At 29.9% G+C, this 20,065-nt stretch carries 14 protein-coding genes, 1 riboswitch and 1 other annotated feature; of the genes, 1 reads left to right on the top strand and 13 read right to left on the bottom strand.

Annotated features, from left to right (window positions below; translation table 11 throughout):
• Positions 1 to 212 precede the first annotated feature (212 nt).
• The 5 genes from NG918_RS12210 to NG918_RS12190 all read right to left on the bottom strand — a co-directional run bounded on the left by NG918_RS12210 (position 213) and on the right by NG918_RS12190 (position 5,930).
• On the bottom strand, positions 213 to 1,721 hold the full coding sequence (locus tag NG918_RS12210; RefSeq protein WP_252226414.1) for an ABC transporter ATP-binding protein: 1,509 nt from the start codon (positions 1,719 to 1,721) through the stop codon (positions 213 to 215).
• Positions 1,721 to 2,392: an energy-coupling factor transporter transmembrane component T gene (locus NG918_RS12205; RefSeq protein WP_252226412.1), complete on the bottom strand. Its 672-nt coding sequence runs from the start codon at positions 2,390 to 2,392 to the stop codon at positions 1,721 to 1,723. The genes NG918_RS12210 and NG918_RS12205 overlap by 1 nt, the downstream gene beginning before the upstream one ends.
• Positions 2,393 to 2,395: 3 nt before the next feature.
• Positions 2,396 to 3,001: an MptD family putative ECF transporter S component gene (locus NG918_RS12200; protein WP_252226410.1), complete on the bottom strand. Its 606-nt coding sequence runs from the start codon at positions 2,999 to 3,001 to the stop codon at positions 2,396 to 2,398.
• Positions 3,002 to 3,121: 120 nt separating this feature from the next.
• Entirely contained in the window at positions 3,122 to 4,234 is a 1,113-nt protein-coding gene (locus NG918_RS12195) for a helix-turn-helix domain-containing protein (RefSeq protein ID WP_252226408.1), read from the bottom strand.
• Positions 4,235 to 4,664: 430 nt separating this feature from the next.
• Positions 4,665 to 5,930 (bottom strand): cation:dicarboxylate symporter family transporter, encoded by a 1,266-nt coding sequence (locus NG918_RS12190; protein WP_252226403.1) that lies wholly within the window; start codon positions 5,928 to 5,930, stop codon positions 4,665 to 4,667.
• A gap of 371 nt (positions 5,931 to 6,301) precedes the next feature.
• Positions 6,302 to 6,561 (top strand) — a binding site (T-box leader).
• A gap of 96 nt (positions 6,562 to 6,657) precedes the next feature.
• Here NG918_RS12190 and asnB point away from each other — a divergent pair.
• Positions 6,658 to 8,247 (top strand): asparagine synthase B, encoded by a 1,590-nt coding sequence (asnB, locus tag NG918_RS12185; protein WP_252226402.1) that lies wholly within the window; start codon positions 6,658 to 6,660, stop codon positions 8,245 to 8,247.
• 253 nt (positions 8,248 to 8,500) lie between these two features.
• Here the strand turns inward: asnB and ade are convergent, their stop codons facing one another.
• From ade to NG918_RS12145, 8 genes are all read right to left on the bottom strand, one after another.
• Entirely contained in the window at positions 8,501 to 10,246 is a 1,746-nt protein-coding gene (ade, locus tag NG918_RS12180) for an adenine deaminase (protein WP_252226401.1), read from the bottom strand.
• A gap of 54 nt (positions 10,247 to 10,300) precedes the next feature.
• A riboswitch (purine riboswitch) is annotated at positions 10,301 to 10,400 on the bottom strand.
• An 87-nt stretch (positions 10,401 to 10,487) separates the two neighbouring features.
• On the bottom strand, positions 10,488 to 12,449 hold the full coding sequence (locus tag NG918_RS12175) for a YeeR family protein (RefSeq protein ID WP_252212749.1): 1,962 nt from the start codon (positions 12,447 to 12,449) through the stop codon (positions 10,488 to 10,490).
• A 30-nt stretch (positions 12,450 to 12,479) separates the two neighbouring features.
• Entirely contained in the window at positions 12,480 to 13,508 is a 1,029-nt protein-coding gene (locus NG918_RS12170; protein ID WP_252226400.1) for a helix-turn-helix transcriptional regulator, read from the bottom strand.
• A gap of 147 nt (positions 13,509 to 13,655) precedes the next feature.
• Positions 13,656 to 13,898: a hypothetical protein gene (locus tag NG918_RS12165; RefSeq protein WP_252226398.1), complete on the bottom strand. Its 243-nt coding sequence runs from the start codon at positions 13,896 to 13,898 to the stop codon at positions 13,656 to 13,658.
• 310 nt (positions 13,899 to 14,208) lie between these two features.
• Positions 14,209 to 17,568, bottom strand: coding sequence for a HEAT repeat domain-containing protein (locus tag NG918_RS12160; RefSeq protein WP_252226396.1), 3,360 nt, complete (start codon positions 17,566 to 17,568; stop codon positions 14,209 to 14,211).
• Between the two features lie 150 nt (positions 17,569 to 17,718).
• Positions 17,719 to 18,093 carry a DUF956 family protein gene (locus NG918_RS12155; RefSeq protein ID WP_252212753.1) on the bottom strand — a complete coding sequence of 125 codons (375 nt, stop codon included), beginning with the start codon at positions 18,091 to 18,093 and terminating at the stop codon, positions 17,719 to 17,721.
• 212 nt (positions 18,094 to 18,305) lie between these two features.
• Complete coding sequence (locus NG918_RS12150; RefSeq protein WP_252212754.1) at positions 18,306 to 19,217, bottom strand: PTS system mannose/fructose/sorbose family transporter subunit IID; 912 nt, start codon at positions 19,215 to 19,217, stop codon at positions 18,306 to 18,308.
• 19 nt (positions 19,218 to 19,236) lie between these two features.
• Complete coding sequence (locus NG918_RS12145) at positions 19,237 to 20,046, bottom strand: PTS mannose/fructose/sorbose transporter subunit IIC (protein ID WP_252226394.1); 810 nt, start codon at positions 20,044 to 20,046, stop codon at positions 19,237 to 19,239.
• Positions 20,047 to 20,065: the final 19 nt, after the last annotated feature.

Here is a 20,065-nt window from a genome sequence, read left to right as displayed (position 1 = left end):
CACTCCGCCACAACTCATCTCTATCCATTTGGACATATAAATTATTTTTAGGCACATGAAAATAAATAACAAGTCCAAAGTTGCAATGGATATTTTTCATCAGGCAAGAAGATGAATTGCCATCATAGCGGGCCTATTAGGTCAATTTGCCGACGCAGCATGATGGGAAATAGGCTGGCAAATGGACTTGTTATTTTTTCGATTGTGCCTTACTACTTGCTCATAAAACAATCAAAAAGCCTTTTATGATTATTTGCTAAATCAAACATTTCAATTTTATCCGATGATATAAAGTGAAGTACTTTATTACATGTCATTGCTGCAAACTCATAATCATGTGTAATTATAAGAATAGTTTTTCCTTTTGCTGAAAGTTCTCTTATATGATTTGATATATTACACATATTCTTATAATCTAATCCACTTGTAGGCTCATCTAATATTAAAATATCATAATCAATAACATCAGAAACTGCGAGCGAAAGCCTTTGTTTCTGCCCTCCAGATAATGATGATGGATGATTTTTCTTATATGAAAGAAGATTATAATCCATTAAAATCTTATCTATATATTTATCATCAGCATTCTTTTTGTTTAATCTAAGCTCATTTTCAGCACTATCTCCAAACAATGAACAATCTGTATTCTGCATAACAAAATAAGCATTATTTTTACGTTTTTTATATGAAATCTTCTTTCCACTATACAATATGTCCCCATGCTTTTCTTTTTTTATTCCACAGAGTATTTTAGATAACGTTGTCTTTCCTGCTCCATTATGGCCGCAGATTGCAATAATATTCCCTGCATATGCCTTAAACGAAACGTTGTTAAAAACATAGCATCCTCTCTTATAATAAAATGCCAAATCTTTAACACTTAAAGTTTCTAATTTATTTACACTTGATTGTGGTACATTAAATGTTATTTTTTTTAAGTCACAACTACGGATTCCTAATTTTCTCCTCTTATCTTCATTAATATTCATAAACTCCTTTGATGTCATTTCCATTTCTACCTGTCCATCCTTTAAATATATAAATTTATCAGCTAAATCTGCTAAATAATATAACCTATGCTCAGCAACAATAACAGTATGTCCTGCGTCTTTCAGTGAATGCATAAGCTTCTTTAATAATTCAACAGAGTTCATATCTAAATTTGCAGATGGTTCATCAAAGACATAAATCATAGGATTTACAGAATTAACAGACGCAATTGCAATCTTCTGCTTTTCCCCACTGGACATAGGGTAAATTTCTTTTCCTATTAAATCCATTCCATTTATAATCTTAATTGATTCAAAAACTCTATCTTTGATTTTATTATATTCAAGACCATAATTTTCACATCCAAAAGCTATTTCATCTTCTGTTATACTAGCAAAAAACTGACTCTTAGGATCTTGAAATATAGAGCCAACAAATTTTCCTATTTCCCATGAAGCATAATCATTAATATTTTTATTTAGTATTCTTATATTTCCATTCATTTCTCCTTCATAGAATTTTAATGCAAGACCATTTATAATCCTTGTCATAGTTGTTTTTCCACAGCCACTTTCCCCCATAAAAACTATAAATTCTCCATATTTTATGCTTAAATTAATATTGCTTATAATCGGCTTTTTATCTGACTGATAAGAAAAAGTAACATTTTCAAGGCATATTACTTCTTCAGATTCATTTAAATACTTAAAATAATCTTTGCATGCTTCCATTAAATCACCTTCTTTTCTATAATGAAATAAACAATGGTAATAATAATTGCAATTATGCACATAATTAAATCCTTAAGTTTAAATTCAATTTTTCTTATGCATGTATGGTTTCCTTGATTTGATATTCCTCTGCTTTCTGCAGATGCTGCAAGTTCTTCTGATATCCTAGATGAACGAAATATTATTGGAGTAACAATATATTCTAAAGAATCTAAGGGATGCTTCCACGATATGAGATGTCTCATTTTCAAAGCTGCAAATACGTCAGAAAATTCACCTCTGACCGTTGGAAAAAAACGAAGCATAAATGTTAATGGAAGTCCTAAACTAGTTGGAAGATGTATCTTTTTGAAAACTGAAACAGCTTCTCCTGGCGCCATTCCAATAACAGGCTGAGCCGCCATAGCCATTAGCATCATTCTAAGCACCATAAATAAAAACATTTCTGGCATTAAAAAAGTTAATCCATTTCCATTTGAAAAAAATCTTAAAAAGATAAATATAATGCAAACTATATCATAAGTTAATGCATGCTTTTTATATCCTTGTATAATCAAATATACATTAAGTGCGCAAATTAATGTATATATTAGAATATCGCTTGTGATAACAGCCACAAGCGACATAGTAAGAAGGATGATTATTAACTTTGTCCTAAAATCAAAATTCATATATTATCTAACAATCCCGCTTTTTTTGAAATGTTTATAAACGAGTTTATTGCTGACTGCGCATCCTAAAACAGCAAGTACAACTGTTACTGCTAAACTCAAAAGAACATATCTGGGATCAGTATAATATTGTGTTTGAACTGCTATTTGTTCTTCGCTTACACCAGTAGCTATAAATGCATTTTTAAAGAACCAGATTTCAGCCATTCCATGAGCTGCCCTTACTAAACATGTTATTACCCACGCTATTGTAATTCTCACCATACTGCGATATGATTCCTTGCCAATCATAACTGCTTCAGCTAAAATTCCTCCACCGATAAACCACGGAATCATGAAGGGTCCCATCATAAGACCTGTTATAATTGCAAACATAGCATTATAAATAAATGTTGGCCCATTTTTTCCAACTTTCATGGACATATATACAAAAAATGGTGATAATATAAATGCAGCTCCAGCAGCATTAAATATCATTGAATAAAACATAGATGCACCTGTAATCATAGAATAGGCCATAAAAACTATGAACATTATTGCACAAAAAATACCAATAGTTGAAAAATCCTTAACAGACAGATTATTGCTTGTACTTATTTCTTTTTTCATTAAAATATTCCCCCTCTAGAAGTTTGATTAATGTAATCCAATAGTGAGTATCATTCTCATTTTGAAATATCTATTAAACTAGCATTCTTTTCTATCGTACATGAAATATATTAATAATTTTTAATGATTTTCGCCACTCCTTATGAACAATTTTCTATCCAAAAGGATACCTTTTCTATACTCACTTGGTGACATTCCATATTCTTTTTTAAATGCAGATGTGAATTTATTAGGATTTTCATAACCTATATTTTCTGCAATTTCTGTAATAGTATTATTGCTTTCTAATAATAATTGCTGAGCTACTTGAAGACGATAACTTTTTAGATAAGAATATATATTTGATCCATAAACACCCTTAAAACATACTTTTAAAGTACTTGCAGATACATTAAAATTTTTTGCCAGTTCCGAAATTGTATAATGTCTGCTTATATCATTTATTATGAATTTTTTAACTTCCTTAGCCATTTTAACTTGCTTATTACTATAATATTTTACTTCAATAACTTCCTTTTCTGTATTTAAATCACTTAAAAATAATAAAAGCTCTAAAACTTTTATTTTCATATATCCTGCTTTTCTTTGCTCTCTTACATAATATAATTCTGAAAAAATATGTTCTATTGATTCATTAGCCCTCATTACACAATATCTATTATTATCGTAGATAAATGATTTTATATACTTCAAATCAATAGATAAGAACTCTAAAACAGATGATAATTCCTCAGAAATTTCTTGAAGTTTTAATATTATTGTAATTCCATGATAATGACTTAATGGGAAATTAGAAAATGTCTTTTTCTTCATTAATGAACCTACAGAAAGATCTCCAGGTGATATATAACAGCATCCTCCATCCCCGTAGCTGCATTCATATCTTCCTTCCTTACAATGATTTATTTCAATAGAATCTTTCATAATATTTTGCTTTTTATTGCAGTATTCCATATGAATATCATTATAAATTAACTCTATACCTGGAAATACATTATAAACAGAAATCTTACCATACCCAGTTTCATTTTCTAAATTATATACTTCAGATTCTCCTATGTTCTTTGACAATTTAAGTATTTTTCCATATAAATTTAAACTACTAAATTTATCATCTTTATCCTTCCAAATAGCAGATGCTTCTTTTTCATAATTTAAAATTAAATTTTTATCATTATTAAAAAAATTCATTTTTTCTAATTTCTTATAACACCTTAGAGATTCATTTTCCAAGTTTTAATCTCTCCTTTCTATACCTTTTAACTGACTGATTAATCTACAATAGTACAATGATTTTATAATCTGCACTCTATATAACACCAATTTCTTCTAAATCGTTTGCTCTAACATTTCCCTATTTCCTTTCATTTGTAATTATCATACATATTTTATCATTAATTAATTAATTAATATTCTATTTTTATTTATTATACTATATAAATAAAAAGACCTTCAATTATTACATATTAAAAAGAGTAAGTCCTACTTACTAAAATAAACCCACAACAACACTTATATTAGTATTGTCATGGGTTGGTTTTATGGTGGCGGTAAAGCACGACCTTTAAAATCCACCTAACGTACTAATTATTATTAAAAGACTTGTATTCAATATTTTCTTAATATACGTATCAATCCAGTTTAATTTATTAATTTTATTTAATTATGCTGCATTTTTAATGGATTCAAAATATTTTTTTCCTTCTTCATCATTATATTTTCCTTCCCATTTAGATATAACAACAACAGCCAATGAGTTTCCAATTACATTAACAGTAGTTCTTGCCATATCAACAATACGATCGATTCCAGCAATAAAAGCTACTCCCTCTACAGGAATACCTACAGAACCTACAGTAGCTAATAAAACAACAAAAGATGCACCAGGCACTCCTGCCATACCTTTTGAAGTAATCATTAATACAAATACTAAATTAATTTGAGTAGCAAGTGGTAAATGAATTCCATATATTTGTGCAATAAAAAGTGCTCCAATAGCTTGATATAATGTAGATCCATCTAAGTTAAATGAGTATCCTGTTGGAATAACAAATGATGTAATTGACTTTGGACATCCGAACTTCTCCATTTTTTCCATAAGTTTTGGTAAAACTGCTTCAGAGCTTGCTGTAGTATATGCAAGAATAATTTCATCTTTTAAAATTTTTATAAGTGCCATAATACTTATTCCAAATATTTTTCCCACAAAACCAAGCACTACAAGTACAAAGAAAATCATAGCACCGTAAACAGTAATAACTAATTTTCCTAATGGAATTAAGGAAGCTAGTCCAAATTTAGAAACTGTTACACCTATTAAACCAAATACCCCTAGCGGAGCAAGTTTCATAATTTGATTCGTTACCCAAAACATTGCATCAGCCACGCCTTGACAAACAGCAAGAACTGGTTTCCCTTTATCACCAATTGCAGCAACACCTAAACCAAACATAACTGAAAAGAATATAACAGCAAGTAAATCACCTTTAGCAAATGATTCAAAAATATTAGTTGGAACAATATTTATAAATGTGTCCATAAAACCATGATTAGATGCTGCTTCTACGGTACTCATATACTTATCAATACTAACTGCTGAAAGCTCCTGAATATTTACACCAGTTCCTGGATGAACTAAATTTGCTACTAATAAACCTAATATAATAGCACCTGTAGTTACTACTTCAAAATAAAGTATTGTTTTTCCACCAATTTTACCTACTTGTTTAATATCACCTACACCGGCAACACCAACAACAAGTGATGAAAATACAATAGGAACAACTATCATTTTGATTAATCGGATAAAAATATCCCCAAACGGTTGTAGATATGACTCAACAACTGGATTACCATAGAAAACTGCTCCTATTATAATACCTAGTGTAAGTCCAATAAGAATTTGAATTGCTAGTCCTAATTTTTTCATTTAAAGTCCCTCTCAATTGTCTATAATTTTTATCATTAGATTTATTATACTGGAATATATTCAACAAAATTCCATATAAAATTCCAATTCACAGCATATAGTATAACATAAATAAAAATATTTATCCCTATGTTTTAAAATTCCAAATGTACAACCATTATAATTGCATATTTTTTTAATTCTCTTTAAAACTTGATATGCAAAACATGATCATTGAAACCCACTATTTTTAAATTTCAATAAGGATTTATACTTGTCCAATATCTTTAGAAACTTAATTTTATTTAAAAAATATTTTATAAATCTCTTGACTGATTATAAAATTCCAAGTAAAATGAAATAAATTTAAATTTACATTTCAAACAATCAATATAAAAGCCTTGATGGGAAGAGTAGTTATTATGAGGTAGTCAAAGCGAATCAGTAATGGTGAGAGACTGATACGAAACTAATAATGAAGAACATCCCGGAGCTTCCAAACGAAATTTATTAAGAGTAGTCTTGGACGGAGCCAAACCGTTATAGCTTGGACAGTATCGAATTTATTTAGTTAATTCCGTACTGATTAAAGTGAGCTTTTTTTAAGCTAATTTAGGTGGTACCACGGAAGTTTAAGTCTTTCGTCCTATGTTTATAGGATGAAGGGCTTTTTTTATTACAAAAAAGTTTAATAGAGATAAATATTTGAACAATTACATTTTTTATTTAACTGAGGAGGAATATTAATATGTGTACAATTATGTGTTATACAGGAACAGACATGAAACATGAAAAATTTGCTGGGGCATTACAAAGAACTGAGTCTAGAGGACCAGATATGACTGAAATTCTAACTTTACCATCTGGTATTTTAGGTTTTCAAAGACTTGCTATTATGGATTTAAGTTTTGGTGGAATGCAACCATTCACAAGAAAAAAAGATGCATCTATCTGTAATGGTGAAATTTATGGATTCCGTAAATTAAAAGAGGAACTAATGGCAAAAGGGCATAAATTTATTTCTGACAGTGATTGTGAAATATTACTTCCAATGTACTTAGAGTACGGGCTAGATATGTTCTCAAAATTAGATGCAGAATTCGCAGCCGTTATCTATGATGGAGAAAAGGATACTTTCATTGCAGCAAGAGATCCAATTGGAATTCGTCCTCTATTCTATGGCTATTCTGAATGCGGTAAAATCATGTTTGCCAGTGAAGCTAAAAATTTAGTTGGTCTTACAAAAAAGATTATGTCATTTCCACCAGGACATTATTATGCTGATGGTAAATTTACATGCTACTGTGATATCGCATCAGTAAAGGGTGATTACTGCAAAGATGACTTAGACGTTATTTGTAGTAACATTCATGACAAATTAGTAACTGCTATAGAAAAACGTATGGATGCTGATGCTTCAGTAGGATTCTTATTAAGTGGTGGCTTAGACAGCTCATTAGTATGTTCAATTGCTCAAAAAATGTATCCTGATAAACCAATAAAAACTTTTGCTATAGGTATGACAGAAGATGCCATTGACTTAAAATATGCAAAAGAAGTTGCAGATTACATTCATAGTGATCATACTGTTGTTTACATGACCAAAGAAGAAGTTCTTGACTCACTAGAAGAGGTTATTAAACTTCTTGGAACATTTGATATTACAACAATAAGAGCTAGTATTGGTATGTATTTAATTTGTAAAAAAATACATGAGATTTCTGATGTGAGAGTACTTCTAACTGGTGAAATTTCTGATGAATTATTTGGATATAAATATACTGATTTTGCTCCAAATGCAGAAGAATTCCAAAAAGAATCACAAAAGAGAATTAAAGAACTCTTTATGTATGATGTACTTAGAGCGGACCGTTGTATCGCATCTAATTCTTTAGAAGCAAGAGTGCCATTTGGTGATTTAGATTTTGTAAAATATGTTATGTCTATTGACCCTGAAAAGAAATTAAACAAATACAATATGGGGAAATACCTTTTAAGGCATTCTTTTGAAGGTGATTATCTTCCACATAATATTTTATATCGTGAAAAAGCAGCCTTTAGCGATGCTGTAGGACATTCTATGGTAGATTATTTAAAGGAGTATGCAGAAACAGTCTATAGTGGTGAAGATTTTGATAAAACAAGTGAAAAGTATAACTACCATGCTCAACCATTTACAAAAGAATCATTGCTATATAGAGAAATTTTTGAAAAATACTATCCAGGCCAAGCAAAAATGATAGTTGATTTTTGGATGCCAAACAAAGAGTGGGAAGGCTGTGCTGTAGACGATCCTAGTGCCCGAGTATTATCAAATTATGGTGATAGCGGACTATAATTAAAAAATAAATTTAATTTATTTTTTATGGTTATTTTTTAGCTTCATTATTATTTAAAGCAACTTCATCATATGTGATGAAGTTGCTTATATACTTTGTTATTTCCCAAGAAATAACATCAATAAAAAATCATGACTATTTCACATGTTCTAATTTTAAGTTTAAAAATCAGTTGCTAAAATCTGTTCTCTTCTCTAACTTCAAAATAATAAACATTTTCATTAAAATGTACTTTTTTCAAACATAAATTTTTTAAGCTTGAACTTTTATATGAGAAAATGTTTTAAATTCAAACAATCCCATATCTGTTAACTTAATTTCTGGAATAACTGGAAGAGTTAAGAATGATAAAGTTAAAAAAGGATTAAAATCTGCATTAACTCCTATTATACTTAAAGCTTGATTTAAAATTTTAAGTTGTTGTTGAACCTCTAAATAGCCATTCTCAGATATTAATCCTCCTATAGCAAGAGGTAATGATGCTATAATTTCTTTACCTGAAGCAATTGCAATTCCTCCATTCATCTTTTTAAGATGATTAACTGCTAAAAACATTTCTTCATCAGAAGTTCCAACAACTACAATGTTATGGGAATCATGAGCGACCGTTGTTGCAATTGCTCCATTTTTTATACCAAATCCTTTAACAATTCCCAATCCAATATTTCCTGTTGCGTGATGTCTTTCTATTACAGCCATCTTTAATTGGTCATTAGAGATTGATGTACTAAAATTGCCTTTATCTATATCAACTTTTTCAACTCTATGATGTGTTATTAAACTATTAGGAACTATTTCTATTACATTGCATAAATCAGAAGATAAAGATATTTCAAAAGCATTTTTTTCTAACTCTTTCATATTTATCTTAGGTAACTTCAGAGCTAATTCTTTACTGTTATCATTTGTTTTAAATTCTTCTTTCTTTATTTTCCCATTATCTACAACACATATCCCCTTCTTTAAAACTTTATCTATTGAAATATTCTGTAATTCATCTAATATTAATAAATCAGCTTGATACCCTGGTGCTATTGCTCCAAAACTACGAAGACCAAAAAATTCTGCTGCATTAATTGTTACCATTTGAATAGCTGTAACTGGATCTAGTCCTTCTTTTATTGCAAGCCTAACATTATGATCTACGCTACCTTCAACAATTAAATCATCAGGTAACTTATCATCTGTAACCAATATACATCTTCTTGAATTTGTTGGAGTTACAACTTTTATTAGTTTTTTTAATTCTTTAGCTGCTGTACCTTCCCTAATCATTAAGTACATACCTAATTCTAAACGTTCCTTTGCTTCCTTAACATTAGCACATTCATGATCTGCATAAATCCCTGTAGATATATATACGTTTAGCTCTTCTTTGCTAAGTCCCGGAGCATGTCCATCTACAATACCTCCATTTAAATGAGCATTAATAATTTTCTGTAACATCTCTTCATTTAAATTCACTATAGACGAAAAATCCATAAATTCTGCGAGTCCTAAAACCCTTGGGTGTGTGTAAAAAGGTTGTAAATCTTCTGCATCAAGTTTTGCTCCACTATTTTCAAATGAAGTTGCTGGAACGCATGAAGGAAGCATAATAAATACATCTATCGGCAATTCTTCTGATGCATTTAACATAAAGCTGAGCCCATCTATACCTGCAACATTTGCAATTTCATGGGGATCAGCCATTACTGTAGTAACCCCATGTTGAATGAGAACTTTTGATAATTCATGTGGTGTCAACATTGTACTTTCTATATGCATATGGCCATCAATAAATCCAGGGACTATAACTTTATCCTGTGCATCTATAACTTTTTCGCCTTCATACTGACCAATGCCTGCTATAATTCCATCTGCAATAGCTATATCGCCTTTCATAATATCTCCAGTAAAAACATTTAGTATTTTTCCATTTTTCACAACTGTATCTGCCTTTACCTCCTTATTAGCTACTTTAATTCTTCTCTTCAATAAATTCATATCAATTTTCATAAGACACTACCTTCCTAAAATTACTAATTAAATTTTTTAAAATAAAAAATCCTGATTACAAAGAANNTTCTTTGTAATCAGGATTTTACGGTTCCTGGTAGATACCCTCAAACCATATTCTTGAGGTTATACAAATAATTTTTTCGTTAATTTTTAAATTATTATAACTTATAATAAATGCATTGTCAATTAATAGAAATATATTCTGATGTGATTAACATTATACCTATAATCAAAGCACTTAACTAGCTTGGTCTGATAATTCTTCTAGTACAACACGTAATCCATTTAACATATCAGCATCTGAAGGAATTTTTATCACCTCTCTCTTTTTAACTTCTTCTTCAACTAATGGCTCTAATACATTTTTAGCAAATAACTCTCTATTTGAACTTGCAAACATATCTTTAAGGAATTTTCCAGTTAATTTATCTTTTAATCTATCAATTATATTTTCAGCTTCTTTTTTATTAATCAAGTAGTCTTCAGCTAACTGTGTAAATACTTTTTCTACTATCTTCACCATTTTATTAGCATCATCTTCAATAAACTCATCTAATACAGCTCCTGATACTTTTCCGGCTGCGGCTCCACCTGCAAAAGAACCAAGTATTCCACCAACAAATCCACCAATAGCAGTTCCAACTATAGGTATTGCTGACCCAATTGCTGCACCTGCTGTAGCACCGCCTACCCATCCAGCAGTTCCACCTGCAACAGTAGATGCTGTATTAGCAACATTTTTAAATAGCTGACTTCCTGAAATTCTTCCTCTAAAAATATTTGCTACATCCAAACTAGATAATACGACAACTGAAACTGCACCAGTTATTGCATTTCCTCTTAGCATTTTAGCAGCACTCTTCATTGCAGCTGCACCATATATATTTCCTCCACTTCTAAATGCATTAACTAACATTGCTGATGCTTTGGGTCCCATTATACTTACAATCGCTTCCGAACTTCCTACTAATGCACTATTTAAACCAGCTTTTGATAATTGACTTGCTAATACTGCAGTTGCAAATGTAGTTCCACCAACTTTTAAACCAGAATAAGCCGCATTTTTTATAGCGACATCAAAGTCTTCTCCATTCCAAATAGAAGTTGCAAATGTTAACACTGAACTTATTCCCATTGCACCTGTTGCTATAATTGCACCATTAACAGCATCAAATGTAATAGATTCAACAGTTCCAAATTTTGCTATATTTTTAGCTTGTTCATATGTAAAATGTCCTCTTCTAACTATATCTTTAGCTTTTGATGGATCACTCACTCCTGAAACTTCACCATTTTTTATTCTATTTTCCATAGCTTTTACTGCTGAATCATACTTATCTGACGGAACTTCTATTTGCATTGGCGTTCCATCTGTATTTATATATCTTAGTTTGCCATTTTCAAAGCATTCAGAAATACACTTTGATCCACTTGCACAATATTTTGTCTGTATATTAACACCATTTACTACTCTGTCAGCTCCATCTTTGATTATACGCCCTGTATTAGGATCAATATCATCTCCTACTAAATTAACTTTTCCTTTTCCAAAAAAATCACCATTATTAATTTTATCATATAAATGATTAGCTTGTTCTGCTGCGAATCCATGACCCCTAGGTGTATTAAATTTATCCATCCCATAGATTGTACTTGCATTACTAACATTTCCATAAGTTATTCCTGCTACCACTCCCCCTATGTTATCTTTCATTTCTAGTTCTATATGTTCTATTCTTTCTCTATCCTCATCATCTAAATCCATAATTCCAGATGCTATTTCAAGAAAAATTTTTATATTTCTTTTACTCCATATCGTCGTAGTAACATAATATGTATAACGGTCAGTGGTAGTAATGCTAAGTTCTACAGATTGTGGGTTATATTTTAACTCACATATGTCTTCATACTTTACACTAAATTTTTTGGTTGAATTTTTAGGTGAATTTATATACATAGCTTTATCAGTAAAATAAATCCCTTCTGCAACATCACTCCAATCACCTAATATACAAATTACATCACTTCTTTTTTCACTAATAATACCAGATTTCATTAAAACATCCATAGCTTTTGTGTTTCTAGACTTGTCATATGAAAAACCATATATAGGTGCAGACCATTTTGGGGCACATAAAAAGAATTGATTTTTTTTATTAATTTCATAAATTACTTTTTCTAAATATTCTTTATTTTCCATTATTACTCCTCCAAATATAAAAATAATTAATTAGTTATTTTTATATAACTCATACATTTTTTGTATTGTTCCTTTTATTTCATCAACATAGTCTTTAGGCCATGTGACCTTTAGAAATTCTTTTTGTGAAAGAATCCATCTCTTTACGCCTTCACCATAAATCTCTGCTTTAACTTTATATCCTTTATCAGTTTTTCCAATAATCTTTGCTGTTGGTAATCTATCGAGTACTGCTTCTATAGAATCTCCAAAAAACTCAAATTCAATAGTCTTAAATTCACCAGTATACATAAACTGAACTTTCTTTCTATATTTATCCTCTTCAAACCTACCATAAGGATAAGTGGAGTTAATCTCTGTTTCTTTATAATTTTCAATTCTATCAACTCTAAATGGTATTTCAAATTTACTGCTTTCTTTATCAATTTCAGACACAAGATAGAAATAATATTCATTAAAAACTATTGCAATTGGATTTACTATATGATGCTTTTCTATTCCATCAGCTCGCTTATAATCAAACTCAACCTTTTTGCCTTTTTCAATACTTTTACGCATACTCCAAAGTTGATCAATTATATCTTTCTTATGATGAGGCTCAACATAAGAAAGTTCTTCTTTTGCAATTATATTTTTCATAACTGATATATCTTCAATTTGAAATTCTAGTATATTTAACATTCTTCTTATTTCTTTTTTTGTAAATGCTCTTGATTGTATAATAACCCTAACAAAAGCATAAATATCGCTTTCACTAAAATCAATATCACTTTTTATATTTACCTTATGTATATTATCTTTTGGACAGTATTCTATTTTTCTGCATTCCCCAACACTGCCCTTCTTTTCATACTCATTCTCAAAATAGCCATTCAAACATTCAATATCTCTTCTGATAGTTCTTTCATTAACCTCAGAATCCCTTGCAAATTTCAACTTGTTAAATTGTTTTTCTTTATTAATTAAATTGTAAAGATTAAGAATTCTATATATAGTTCTTCTCTCTTTTATGGACTCTTCTTTTTCTTTAATATCTATTTTTTCTTCCATAACTTCCATTTTTATTATTCCTCCAACAATATTTTACTTAAAGTAATGTTTTTTGTATACTATTTTAAGTTAATTTATGATAATGCTTAGTACTATTTTCATGTTATTATCTTCTTTAAACTTTGTTTTTTCATTATTATTCGCCTCCATTTATTTTTATGCTTTTTTCTCTTTTCCTTCAAATATCTTAACTAATATCCATATAATTACACCTATTATAACTAACCATTTTGCTGCCATTCCTAAAAGCAACATCGCTATGTATCCAGCACTCCAACAACCTACAAATGTTGAAGTAACACCTGCGCATCCGAAATAGTAAACATTAAACATCTCATTTAGTAATAGAAATAATATTATTCCTATTACTAATCCAATAATCATTGCTATTACTTGCATAACCTACATCCTTTCTTTATTGATTAACTTTATTATAAATCGAGTGGTTGGACACATACTGACCATCTATTAATATTCTTCTGCAAAAATCATTGTACTGTAATAAACACTATCAATTACATATATATCTTTCAAATAATCACACATCTTAATAATTACTGCTTATAACTTCAATTGCTCCTTTTCTATTTTTGAGCAAAGAAAAAAACACATTGAATGTAACTTCAATGTGGTCTTTAAACACTACTACTTCTTTTAATCAAATAGCCTTCTTCTCATCAACTTTTTCTTGATTTCTTTCTTAAATAAATTATTCAATGGAAGTCCAAATATGTAATGCCTTTGAACAAATTTCAATATTTTTGTGATTTCTAAAAGTTCTTAATTTTTCGCAGCAATCTTCTCTCCACAATAAATCATTTCCTGCTGTTTCTAAAAGTGAAAGTGATATATACATCGCTTCAGTTATATCTTGTAAAATTATCTCATCTATTGATTTCATTAAATTTTCTGGATTATAATATCCCTTTAAGTTTTGTAATACTTTCGAAATTTCATTATATGAAAACTCCATAATATATGGTCTTTCTTTAAGTATTTGTGCAATATTATTTATATATTTTATAGTTTTTATTGAATTATCAAAATCTATACATGCTGTATAAAGTTTAATACTCATCTTTTTCAATGTTTCATCAGATTTTATAACTTCAATTATTTCTTCAAATAAAGGTATTAGCTTTTGTCTTGTCATTTTATTTAAAGATACAATTTTATTTGCAAGAAAATTTAATCTTTGTATATGAGGCATATCTCTTTGAGATTTCCCATTAATGTCTTCTGTTATCCTTACATTAACCATAAATCTAACAGTATCTATTATATACTTATTTATATTGCCATCTACAACTACGCATATTAATAAATCCAAGGCCGACTTCCACTTGCCTGAATCATTTAAATCAGTTATCACTTTATAAGCAGAATTAGCAATGCTGTTCTCATCTATATTTATCCAATTTTTCATTGTAATAATAGCTTCTTTAGAAACTTCATTGTCATCTAAATCTGCAATTTTTAGTATTAATTTTAAATACCTATTTCTATATTTCTTTTGAAGATGATTTGAATATTGACTTAATAAGCTTTTAATAACATCCCCTTCCTTACATTCAATAAGTCTAGCTAAAATTTCCCATGCAAATTCATAATCTAAATACTTTCTAGCAACATGTCCTATTGCTATCTGTACATCTTTGTGTACATTTTCTTTTTTAGCTTCATTTAATAACAATTTAATGTTTTCTTCACTTCTATACTCTCCCAACAATCTTATAACTTCTTTTCTCACAGTTATTTTTAAATGTTCTCTTTGGAAAAGTTCATAAATAACTTTAGTAAAAGATTCATGATTCATATTTCTTATACATCTTGGTATAGAATACATGGCTGTTCTTGCTTTATCTCCATCTAAATTATCTAATAAAACTTTAATAGCTTTTTCAGGTTCTTCTGTAGTTGATAATGCATGTAAAGCTGATTCTGAAATAAGAACTTCACTACTTTTTACAAGACCATCAAAACATCTTAAATCAATATCTGACATTTTAGCTAATGCATGTATAGCCTGATGACGTTCATAATAACTATATTGTGATCCATTAGCTATTATTTTAAGTAATTTGCTGAAAGTCTGCTGCTGGCGTGGAAGATATTTATTAAATTTATCTACTGCTGGTAAAAGATAAATTGTCTCTCCACTTAAGAACTTACCCTTAATCACATTGCCTTCAATATATGGATCTAACCATTCTTGTCGTCTTGTATGAAGATGCAAAAAAACTTCGTTTATACATATAAATGATTTATCCATCTCTAAAAATTCTTTAACTCTTTTATCTCTTGTCTTTTTATATGCTAGGTAATTTTTTGCAGCCTCTTTAGAATAGTTCTCATATTTTGACATTACTACTTCCTTTAATAATTCCTGAAGCTTTTCTATCTTATATCCTCGTTTTCCTAATAAATTAGCCATTTTAATTATGCAACTGTAATTTTCTCTTTTATTTAAGTCCTTCAATAAAGGATAAAATTCTTCAAAGATTATTTTTTCCAGTCCCTTTTCTATATCATCTAATTTAAATAAAAAAAGTATTGAGTTTCTTTTAGATAAACTAGTTAATGTATTTAATGCAAACTTGAATATTTTACTATTATTTTTATCTGTATTATGTTTTAAAATCTTAAAGGCTAATTTTCCCAAATAATTCAAAGTATCATAAGACGTATCTCTAGCTTCAATAACACTATTAAAAATAACTTCTAGAAGTTTTACATCTTTATCGTCATACAATGATGTCTGACAGTTAGAAAGCTCTTCCAAAACAGCTTTTCTTACTGGGTCTTGATCATTTTTAATACGAGATAAATAAGTCAAAGTTTCAGAAACTTCTCTCCTGCTCAATGCAGTGCTTTTTATGATTAATTTAAGTGCCAAACTACGTTCTTCTGCATTTGAAGCTTTAGCTTCTTTTTCCAAAATGCCCCTACTAAACTCAATATCACAATAAGCTAAAGTATTGATATATCTGTTTTTATTATTAAGAACTTCTTTAATATTTAGCATATTTTTAGCTATTTTATCACGGAGTTTACTAGGCAGTTCTTTTAATATTGCTCTATGAAAAACTTTCTTATTAACTTCATCCTCATCATATACACCATAAAAAAAATCTTCACGATTTGAAGGTGGAAGACTGTGAAGTATCTTTATAATATGATTAACTTTATTTTTAAGAATCTTACCTATTTCTATCCACTGATTTATAGTAAAGTTAACTTTTCTGCTAAAAATACATCTTGGAACACCATACAAGAGAAGCTCTTTTCTACATTCTTCTGATAAAAGTATACTGTGTACTTTAGAAGGATTTTTTCTAACAAGAATTCCAAACTGCTTAGATAAAATAGAATAAATTTTATCTCTTGGTGGAAAATTCATTGCACAATCTAATATAAATTCCCCATTAGACAAAACTAAGACTTCTACTGCATCAAAAAATGTATTCCAAACATACACCCTTTCCCTATCTTTTGCATCTTCTAAAGATTTCTTGAAATACTTTATAAATACTTTTTCATGGTAAACTGCTATTCTATTCCAATGATCAATTGCATACCCAATTTCATCAATATATTTTTCAACAGTTTCATCAGAGCATATTGCAAATATCCTCTTTGCCTCTCCTGCCCCATATTTTGAATACACAATAGGAAATAATCTTTCAGCTACATCCCTGCGATTTACATAGTAAATAGTGTTTAATAACTTCTTACGGCATTCGCAAGATAAATTTCTCATTTCTTTTTCAATTTCATCTACTGATCCATGTTTAGCTAAAAGTTTAGCTGCTTTTATTCTTATGCTATTTTTGTGGTGACTTAAAGCTTTTGTAATAATTTCACAATTCCTGATAACATCTGCACCAACTAGAGCCAAGTTAGCTTCATATTCCCCACCTTCTAATAAAGAATACAATAACTTTATACATTTATCTTTATCCATATCACGTGCTAATAATGCAACTTTTTGTACTCTCTCAGAATATCCTAATGAGTCTAATTCTTTAATCAAACTCTTTTTCTTATTTATAATGTTACTAAAAAACATATATAACTCCTTAACTTTTATTCATATATTTACATTATCGCTTATATATGGATAAACTTAAGTTCGTGACTCTTATAACATAGTTATTAACCTTTTAACCATTCTACTGTATCACAACTAACTCTTACAGATTATAACTTCTTTAGTTGATCAACTCTTTTTAAACATGGATTTAGCTGCTCGTTTCACAACATCAAAAAAACTTAAAGAATTAACCATATGATCTGGATCAACATAATTTCGAACAGTACGAAGCACTCTTTTTGCTTCTTTAGAAGCAAAGGTATAAGTACCATTTTTTTTCGTTTGGATTGCATATCGCGGAATCCATTTTCCTTTAAACAATACAGATGCAATGACATAGTCAACTTCTTCCCAAGGAATTTGAATATATTTGTGAGGATCACGAGAATTATAGAACTCAAAGCCTTTGTCGCCTATCATTATTTTTCCATAATCTGCAAGCCCAGTAAAAGCTGTTGCATCAATCGCTAGATCCACTTTTGTATTCAGTGATTGAACCATCTAATCTACCTCTTTTCTACTTAATACATACATTTATTTTTATTATATATTTTTTATATGTTTCTATCAATTGTTGAAAAATTTATTAAAAATAATACTTATTTAACCAATTTATTTCATTAGTATTATAAAAATTATTTTTTTGAATGTGCCTCAACTACTTTATATGTTAACAAAAGCCCAGGCTAAAAGCCTAGGCTAAGCAAAAAATATTACATTAAACCAATCAAATGGAATACAACACCAATTACGAATAATCCAAGAATTATAACAATTGGAGATACTTTCTTCTTAAGCAACCACATACAAATAAATGTAATTATTAATCCTGCAAGCCCAGGAATTAATGAATCTAAGTTATTTTGTAATGTTGTAACTTTTTCAGGTGTTAATGACATACCTGCGCCTTGTTGCATTAAAGCTGTTTTTATACCTTCTGCTCCTTGTGGAAGAGCACTCCAATCAATAAATGCACCCTCACTTAACTTAACTGATGATACTACTGGTGCAAATTTAACAGATACCCATCTATTAACTAATGATCCCAAAATGAACATACCTAGTATAGATGCCCCTTTTGTAACATCTTGTAACAAACTACCTGATAAATCATCACTAATACGAGATCCTGCTTTATAACCAAATTCTTGTGTATACCACATGAATGCCATACGAATGATATTCCAAGCAACGAAGAATATTATTGGTCCAAGTATATTACCACTCATAGCAAGAGTAGCACCTAATGCTCCTAAAATTGGTCTAACAGTAAACCAAAAAACTGGGTCTCCGATACCTGCTAAAGGTCCCATCATACCAACTTTAACACCTTGAATAGTTGCATCATCTACAGGTGCACCATTTGCACGTTCTTCTTCTAAAGCTAATGTTACTCCAAGAACTGGTGAAGCTACATATGGGTGAGTGTTGAAGAATTCCAAATGACGTTTTAATGCCTCTGATTGTTCCTCTTTAGTCTTATATAATCTCTTGATTGCTGGAATCATTGCATATGCCCAACCACCGTTTTGCATTCTTTCATAGTTCCAAGAACCTTGAAGGAAAAATGAACGGAACCAAACAGAAATACGATCTCTTTTTGTTAATTTTAATTGTTTTGACATTTTCGTTTCCTCTCCCTTCTTAGTATCTATCAATGATATCCCCTAAAGGATCACCAGTATTTGAACTTCCACCATTACCTGCTCCACCTTGTTTGCTAAGTGCTAAGTAAATAAGAGCTAAAGCTACACCTATTGCTCCAAGTCCGATAAGTGTAATTTCTGAGATAGTTGCTAATACAAAACCAATTGCAAAGAATGGCCAAACTTCTTTTGTAGCCATCATATTAATTACCATTGCGTAACCAACAGCTACAACCATTCCACCACCAATTGCTAAACCATCTGTTAACCAAGCTGGCATAGCTGCAAGTAACCCTGATATTGGACCAGCACCAATTATTAAAATTAATGCTGCTGGAATTGCAATACGTACACCCTGCATACAAATAGCAACAATTTGCCATATTTCAATAGCCCTTATATTTCCTTCCTTAGCTGCTGCATCCATAAAATGTACGAACGCTGTAGCAATTGTACGACAAATAATTGTTAATAATAGTCCTGCAACTGCTAAAGGAACAGCAATAGCGATTGCCGCAGTAATTCCTTCTTTACCAGTTTGACCTCCAAGAACTAAAATGATTGCTGATGCAACAGATGCTAATGCTGCATCTGGTGCTACTGCAGCACCTATATTTGCCCAACCTAAGGCCATCATTTGAAGAGTACCACCTAAGATTAAGCATGGTAATAAATTACCTGTAACCAATCCAATTAATGTACATGCAACTAATGGTTGATGGAACTGGAATTCATCCAATATACCTTCTACACCAGCTAGAAATGCTATAATAATGACTAATACAATTTGAAGTATATTTAAAGTCATGATTACTAATCCTCCTTTT

It is taken from the genome of Clostridium sp. ZBS2, assembly GCF_023845855.1.
Classification (GTDB): domain Bacteria; phylum Bacillota; class Clostridia; order Clostridiales; family Clostridiaceae; genus Clostridium; species Clostridium aquiflavi.
The sequence above is the reverse complement of the archived record's forward strand: the minus strand, read 5'-3'. Positions and strand labels throughout refer to the sequence as shown.

Excerpts from the sequence above, each read along its gene's own strand:
- NG918_RS12170 (WP_252226400.1), bottom strand. The coding sequence starts at position 13,508 with ATGGAAGTTATGGAAGAAAAAATAGATATTAAAGAAAAAGAAGAGTCC.
- NG918_RS12155 (WP_252212753.1), bottom strand. The coding sequence starts at position 18,093 with ATGGTTCAATCACTGAATACAAAAGTGGATCTAGCGATTGATGCAACA.
- NG918_RS12175 (WP_252212749.1), bottom strand. The coding sequence starts at position 12,449 with ATGGAAAATAAAGAATATTTAGAAAAAGTAATTTATGAAATTAATAAA.
- NG918_RS12210 (WP_252226414.1), bottom strand. The coding sequence starts at position 1,721 with ATGGAAGCATGCAAAGATTATTTTAAGTATTTAAATGAATCTGAAGAA.
- NG918_RS12145 (WP_252226394.1), bottom strand. The coding sequence starts at position 20,046 with ATGACTTTAAATATACTTCAAATTGTATTAGTCATTATTATAGCATTT.
- NG918_RS12205 (WP_252226412.1), bottom strand. The coding sequence starts at position 2,392 with ATGAATTTTGATTTTAGGACAAAGTTAATAATCATCCTTCTTACTATG.
- ade (WP_252226401.1), bottom strand. The coding sequence starts at position 10,246 with ATGAAAATTGATATGAATTTATTGAAGAGAAGAATTAAAGTAGCTAAT.
- NG918_RS12160 (WP_252226396.1), bottom strand. The coding sequence starts at position 17,568 with ATGTTTTTTAGTAACATTATAAATAAGAAAAAGAGTTTGATTAAAGAA.
- NG918_RS12200 (WP_252226410.1), bottom strand. The coding sequence starts at position 3,001 with ATGAAAAAAGAAATAAGTACAAGCAATAATCTGTCTGTTAAGGATTTT.
- NG918_RS12150 (WP_252212754.1), bottom strand. The coding sequence starts at position 19,217 with ATGTCAAAACAATTAAAATTAACAAAAAGAGATCGTATTTCTGTTTGG.
- NG918_RS12165 (WP_252226398.1), bottom strand. The coding sequence starts at position 13,898 with ATGCAAGTAATAGCAATGATTATTGGATTAGTAATAGGAATAATATTA.
- asnB (WP_252226402.1), top strand. The coding sequence starts at position 6,658 with ATGTGTACAATTATGTGTTATACAGGAACAGACATGAAACATGAAAAA.
- NG918_RS12190 (WP_252226403.1), bottom strand. The coding sequence starts at position 5,930 with ATGAAAAAATTAGGACTAGCAATTCAAATTCTTATTGGACTTACACTA.